This window comes from Mesorhizobium sp. M4A.F.Ca.ET.022.05.2.1, from assembly GCF_003998845.1.
GTDB lineage: Bacteria > Pseudomonadota > Alphaproteobacteria > Rhizobiales > Rhizobiaceae > Mesorhizobium.
In genome coordinates, this window is the sequence record NZ_RZOJ01000373.1 from 1 (window position 1) to 5,890 (window position 5,890).

At 65.2% G+C, this 5,890-nt stretch carries 4 protein-coding genes and 2 pseudogenes; 1 reads left to right on the forward strand and 5 read right to left on the reverse strand.

Going from position 1 to position 5,890, the window contains the following annotated elements:
• Positions 1-51: 51 nt before the first annotated feature.
• Positions 52-582: pseudogene (locus EN745_RS27890) on the reverse strand (Gfo/Idh/MocA family oxidoreductase); the annotation flags it as partial.
• Positions 583-676: 94 nt separating this feature from the next.
• The gene (locus tag EN745_RS27895) at positions 677-1,462 is read right to left on the reverse strand and encodes a ThuA domain-containing protein (protein WP_126055459.1); all 786 of its coding nucleotides are present in this window, start codon (positions 1,460-1,462) and stop codon (positions 677-679) included.
• Positions 1,463-1,762: 300 nt separating this feature from the next.
• On the opposite strand from EN745_RS27895, the gene EN745_RS27900 reads away from it, so the two are divergent.
• Positions 1,763-2,518: a DUF4239 domain-containing protein gene (locus EN745_RS27900; protein ID WP_126055460.1), complete on the forward strand. Its 756-nt coding sequence runs from the start codon at positions 1,763-1,765 to the stop codon at positions 2,516-2,518.
• A gap of 141 nt (positions 2,519-2,659) precedes the next feature.
• Here EN745_RS27900 and EN745_RS27905 read toward each other — a convergent pair whose 3' ends face one another.
• The 3 genes and pseudogenes from EN745_RS27905 to EN745_RS27915 all read right to left on the reverse strand — a co-directional run.
• The gene (locus EN745_RS27905; RefSeq protein WP_245487859.1) at positions 2,660-4,186 is read right to left on the reverse strand and encodes a tlde1 domain-containing protein; all 1,527 of its coding nucleotides are present in this window, start codon (positions 4,184-4,186) and stop codon (positions 2,660-2,662) included.
• Positions 4,187-4,799: 613 nt separating this feature from the next.
• Entirely contained in the window at positions 4,800-5,279 is a 480-nt protein-coding gene (locus EN745_RS27910) for a DUF2231 domain-containing protein (protein WP_245455521.1), read from the reverse strand.
• Positions 5,280-5,399: 120 nt separating this feature from the next.
• Positions 5,400-5,890 (reverse strand): annotated as a pseudogene (locus tag EN745_RS27915) (monooxygenase); the annotation flags it as partial.

The window sequence follows — 5,890 nt, forward strand, 5'->3', positions numbered from 1 at the left end:
TACGGTCCGCCATGTCGAGGCCTCCTACCTGCAAAGCTGGCTGGTGTCGAAATTCTGGGGCGACAGGCGCCACAGCCATTTCGGGTCGGTGCGCCAGTCGCCCCAGAATTTCGACACCAGCCAGCTTTGCAGGTAGGAGGCCTCGACATGGCGGACCGTACCGATCTCGCCTGCCAGCACCATGGCGCGTGCCTTCTGCAGAGGTGCCACATTGCGGTAGGTGAGGTTCACCATGTTGACGATGCCGGCGGCTTCCGCGGCGTCCGCCATCTCGGTCGCCTTGCCGAAATTCTCGGCCAGCGGCTTCTCGCACAGAACCGGCTTGCCGGCGGCGATCAGCGCCATGGTGGTCGGGTGATGGATGCGGTCCGGCGTGACGTTGGCGACAGCGTCAAATTCACCCCATTTCAGCGCCTCCTCCAGCGAGGTGAAGCGGTTGGGGATCTTGAAGCCGTCGGCGATTTCGCCGACGCGGGCCGGATCGACATCGACGGCGCCGACAATGTCGACGCCCTCGATGGCGCTGAAGCGGCGGGCATGCTCCTGCGCCATCCAGCCGGTACCGAGTATCAAAAGCCGCATTTTTTGCTCCTCCGAGCGAATTGGTTCGATTCAATCATATCAGGTGGATAACCGCTATTGCTGCAGAGTTCCAGATGGAAAGCGCTGCCTTGAACTAACGGAAGCCGGCCTCGCCGGCCGTGTGCAGCTTGCCGCCGCGCTCGACGATCGGCTCCAGCGCGTTGTCCACCGGCACGTTCGGCGCGTCGTGGATAGCACGCTTCGCGCCTTGCGGGTTCGCCGCCCACTTCACCGCGTTGCGCAGCACCTGCTGCACCGTGGCGTCATGATAGGTCGGATAGGTCTCGTGGCCGGGCCTGAAATAGAAGATGTTGCCGGCGCCGCGCCGATAGGTGAGCCCGGAGCGGAACACCTCGCCGCCCTGGAACCAGGAGATGAACACCGTTTCAAGCGGCTCCGGCACGGCGAACTGCTCGCCATACATCTCCTCGTTCTCGAGTTCGAAACAGTCGCCAAGCCCATCGGCGATCGGATGGCTGGCGCTCGTCACCCAGAGCCGCTCGCGCTCGCCGGCCTCGCGCCATTTCAGCGTGCAGGGCGTTCCCATCAAACGCTTGAATATCTTCGAGAAATGGCCGGAGTGGAGGACGATCAGCCCCATCCCCTCCCAGACGCGGCGCGCCACCCGCTCGACCACTTCGTCGGCGACGGCGCCATGATCCTTGTGCCCCCACCAAACCAGCACATCGGTCTCCGCAAGGCGGGATTCGGGAAGGCCGTGCTCTGGCTGCTCCAGCGTCGCGGTCGAGGCGGAAATGCCGGGGTCGGCCTTCAGCGCGTTGGCAATCGTGGTGTGCATCCCTTCGGGATAGATCGATGCGACCACCTCATTGGTGCGCTCATGGATATTCTCGCCCCAGACGACAGCGCGTATTGTCATGACATCCTCGTGGTGAACCGGAGCCGACCCGCCCCTGGCCATACATAGAGCCTGCGGCCGACATTGAAAGCGCTTTCGAAGTGGTTGCGAACGCCAGCGGCCTCGTCACCCCAGGCTGGAGCAAGGAGCGGTGCGACGCAGCGAAGACCCCAGGATGACGCGTTCGGGGCTTCGCCAGTGAATGCGCCAGCCTGAAAGCATCCTGCGCCAACAACGACCTAGGCCAATATGCTCCCACCGTGAATCAACGCCTCCCGGCAACCCTTTGGCAAACGCCACGCCTCGGTTACAATACCGGCCATGCGCGAGGCACTGCTTGGGGTCGCGATCTTTGTCTGCCTGGCTGGGGCTTCGCTCACCAGCCTGCTGATCCATGGCCGGTTTCCGCCCCATCACCGCCAGGACGATACCAGCGCGATCGTGCGGCTCGCCGCCAATCTGTTCGTCGTGATGACCTCGCTGGTGCTCGGCCTGATGATCAACTCGGCCAAGAACACGTTCGAATCCATCGACCACAACGTCCATGCCTATGCGACTGAGTTGATTTTGCTCGACAGGTCGCTCAGGCAATACGGCCCCGAGACGCAGGCCGCGCGCCAGCCGCTCATCGCCTATGTGCAGCGCGTCGTCGACGCCACCTCGCCCAGTCAGCAAACCCCGATAGTCGCCAACAGACTGTCGGAGCTTTTGCTCAACAATGTCGGCGACCAGCTGCGGGCGCTGACGCCGCCCGATGACGAACACGTCGCCATGCTGCAGGAAGCCCGCCAGCAGTTGCAGAAGGTGATCGAATTGCGCTGGGTGCTGGCCGAGCAGTCGGAGGGCGCCATCCCCGGACCACTGATCGCCCTTCTGGTTTCCTGGCTGACGCTGATCTTCGCCAGCTTCGGCTTCAGGGCGCCCTGCAACGCCACCGTGGTCAGCACCTTCATCGTGTCGGCGGCGCTGGTCGCCGCCGCGCTCTATCTAATCATGGACATGGATATACCCTTCTCCGGCCCGATCCAGATCTCGCCAGCGCCGCTCCAAAGGGCGCTGGCGGAGCTCAAGCAGTGAGGTCACGAGCCGCGCTGGTTTAAGTCGTTGAGCAACCGCTTGGCTGCCACCGCCGCTCCGTCGCTGTGGCTCGTGCCGGCAAGAGCCACCGTCCAGGCGTGGGTTTCCGGCGCGAGTGCCTTCGCAAGGGCTGCCGTATGATCAGCCCTGGCGGCCTTCCTGGGCGACCTGTGTCAACGGCTTCGACATGCGCGGCACCACCACCAGGCGCTTGATCTTGCCTTTCTTGTAGGCGGCAAGGAAGCGGGCATAGTCCTTGAAGACGACGCAGCCATTGGACTCGGCGCGGCCGCCGCGCAGCATGTAGGTATGAGCAAGCAAGCCGTCGCGGCCATATTTGTTCTTGCCGCTGGTCGGCGTCAGCCGAATCGCCTCGACGCCGTGGAAGCGCGATTCACGCATCGACAGATTGTAGGTGTCGGGCGGCGTCGGGCCGACATTCTTCTTGTTGACGAAGCGCGGCTGGTCGACCATCGAGCCCAGCCCGGAATGGGCCTCGAGCTTGGAGCCATCAGGCATATAGACGGTCCTGGCCGCGATATCGTAGACGGCGACGCCATTGCCCACGCTTGGCCTGTTGCTGAACAGGTTGCCGAACACTCCGCCCGCGCCGCGCTCCGGCATGTCGGGCTTGGCGTAGGCGAGCATCTCCGCGTCCTGGGTCTTCGAGCGCTTGCCCGGCTTGGCCGGCTTGGCCTGGCTGGCCTGCACACCCGGCAGCGCCGGCACGGCCGCATGCTCCGAGCTGCGCGGCGACAGGGCCGGGAGCTTCCCGGACAGCACGTCCGCGGCCTTGGCCGACTGGGCCTTGCCGGTCTTTGACGCCGACGCCTTGGGCGCCTGCTCCTGTGGCGCCTCGATCCGTGGTGCGTCCGCCCTGGAGGCTTGAGCTTTTGGCGATTGATCCGGCTGCTCGATCAGCGCCCGTGGCCGGCCGGTTGGCAACGGAATTGTGTCCGGCATCTCGTCCTGCGGCGGCAGCGAGGCAAGCAGAACTTCGGTCCCTTGCGGCTCCTGCAGCCCGTCAGGCGCGGCCAGCGCCACGGACGGCGGCGGCGAAAACATGTCGACCTCCGGCATTGCGTTGGCGAGCGCCAGCGCCAGGCGCGACGAGCGTTCGATCTCCGCCACCGGAGGTCCGAAGCGCACCGATGCCGGGCCCTGCTGGTCGGGCAGGCGAACCGGTTCGGCGAAGCGGGCATCGGCCGGCAGGCTGGCCAGCAGGACCGGCTTGTCCTGCGCGCGGGCAAAGGCATCCGCCAACTTTTGCGGCGACAGCTTTGCGCTGGCGACGACGCTGTCGAAGCGGTCGGCCGGGGCAGTACGCGCCACGGTTTCCGGCGCGGCCGTCCTCGGCGCGACGCTATCGGGCCTTGCCGCAGGACGCAGGCGCGCCATCTTGCCGTCATGCGAGAAATTCGAGGCCTGGCGCAGGCAGGCAGCATCGCAACGCCCGAGGAGCGCCTGCCGGTGCCGGGCATCCGCCGGGAGCGAAAGCGCCCAGGAACTGGCGAGCGCGCGGCGCGGATCGGCAAGCGCGATGGTGCCCGGCGCAAGCAGGCTCGGCGGCAATCGGTTGGAGGCAGCGGTGAGCGAGGTGCCCATCGAATAAAGGCCAGCCAGGGTCGCCACGGACCACAGGGCGAGCGCGGCGCCAACAGCAGGCACCACAACCCAAAGATGACCACCAGATGTCTTCGAAGCTACCCCCTCTTCAGGAGCGTCACCCCGGTACTTCAAACGCAAAAACGCCATACGACCACTCTCAATCGGCATGCCGGTTCGCGGACCTGGCACCCGTCACGATCACAGTTCGCCTGGTGCCCCCTGCACCTTCACGCGTCTGTTGCCGATTGATTCAAAAGATGGACAAAGATGGTTAACCAATCCCTCCACCAGTCGCCGATACGGCGACGGTCCATACGAAAAAAGAGCCCTCCACGGTCTGCGCCACGGTAAAAATGCTCTCCCTCACCCGCTTTGCTGCCCGTTTTTCAAGCCTCTGTCAAGAAAGCGTGAAGATCGGAACCGCAGCAACTCGGGCCGGTACAGGGCGTTTGAGGTCGAAATGCGACCGCCCGGCTGGCATTGGAACACGTCGGTCGAAGATATGCTGGGCCAGCAGGCCAGGCGGTCGAAAGATATTGCGGAGACGGATCTGACCCAAAAAGTCACCTCCGCCCGGAGCGGAGGCGACGACGAAACTCTCGCGCCGCGAACCCGGTCGCCGGCGGCGCGTGCTCACATGCTCATGGCCAGGTCCCGACTATGCTCGCAGCGTTCAGCGCGTTTCGTCGGATCCGTCGGCGACGCCGACATGATGCCGGTAGACCATGCCCCAGCCCTTCCAGCCGGTGAACAGGAGGATGAGGACTACGATCAGCGACAGCACCAGGCCGACCGGCACCACTGCCGCCTCGCCCTGGGCATATCGCGAGTACCAGTTGTAAAGCTCGACCAGCACGACAATGGCGTTGCCGCCAGCGTGCAGCCATGCATCGCGAAGGTTGCGGATCCGGGTATCGCCCAGCACATCGGTAAGGCCGGCAAGAGCGGCCAGCGCGGCCATGACCAGACCGGCCCCCAGCAGCCAGAGCGAAGCGGTGACCCAGCCCGGATTGCCGGTTCGCCAGAAGATGAGGTCGCACACGAAGGTGGCGACGAAAAAGGCGATCGGGAACGGTATCAGCATTGCATGGACAGGATGGCCGGCAATGCTTGCGGTGCTGTGCGGATTGTGGGTGATCGGGTCGCGCGTCATCGTAATGCCTCCCGCAGGCGTGGCGAGCGCCGCCTCGGCCACATACTCATCACCGGGCCTGGCGGCAAAAAGCCGGATACGAACCGAACTCGGACAGGTGCGGAATGTTCCGCAGTCCCGTTACTCCAGGGGCGCCTGTCGGCTTGGAGTTGGGCGTCCTTCGACCAAACCGGGGACGGGTTTCGTCTTGCCGCTCAGCCGTGCGCCCAAGGTCAGCGCCAGCGGAAAATTGCGGACAACCGCTTCCATCAGCGCGGCGCCGCCGGGACCAAGGGCGATGCGGGCAATGGCTTCGGCGGCAAGGATCCGCGTCGAGAACAAGCCTCTCCAGGCCGCCTCGTAGCGTCTGCCCGCCGCTTGGCGTCCCGCCTGTCCGGCCTGAGCGTCGTCGAGTTGCCGCGCCAGGAGCCAGCCGGACTGAAGCGCCATCGATATGCCCTCGGCGATGATCGGGTGCGACTCGCCGGCGGCATTGCCGGCGCGGAAGATGTCCCCTTCGTAGCCGGCGCGGATGCCTGGCCGGATCGGACCGGCGGCGAGCCACGGACCGTCGGCGCTGGCTTCCTCAAGGGCCTCCCTGACGCCCCGGCATGTCGCCATAAGATGATGCT

Excerpts from the sequence above, each read along its gene's own strand:
- EN745_RS27895 (WP_126055459.1), bottom strand. The coding sequence starts at position 1,462 with ATGACAATACGCGCTGTCGTCTGGGGCGAGAATATCCATGAGCGCACC.
- EN745_RS27900 (WP_126055460.1), top strand. The coding sequence starts at position 1,763 with ATGCGCGAGGCACTGCTTGGGGTCGCGATCTTTGTCTGCCTGGCTGGG.
- EN745_RS27910 (WP_245455521.1), bottom strand. The coding sequence starts at position 5,279 with ATGACGCGCGACCCGATCACCCACAATCCGCACAGCACCGCAAGCATT.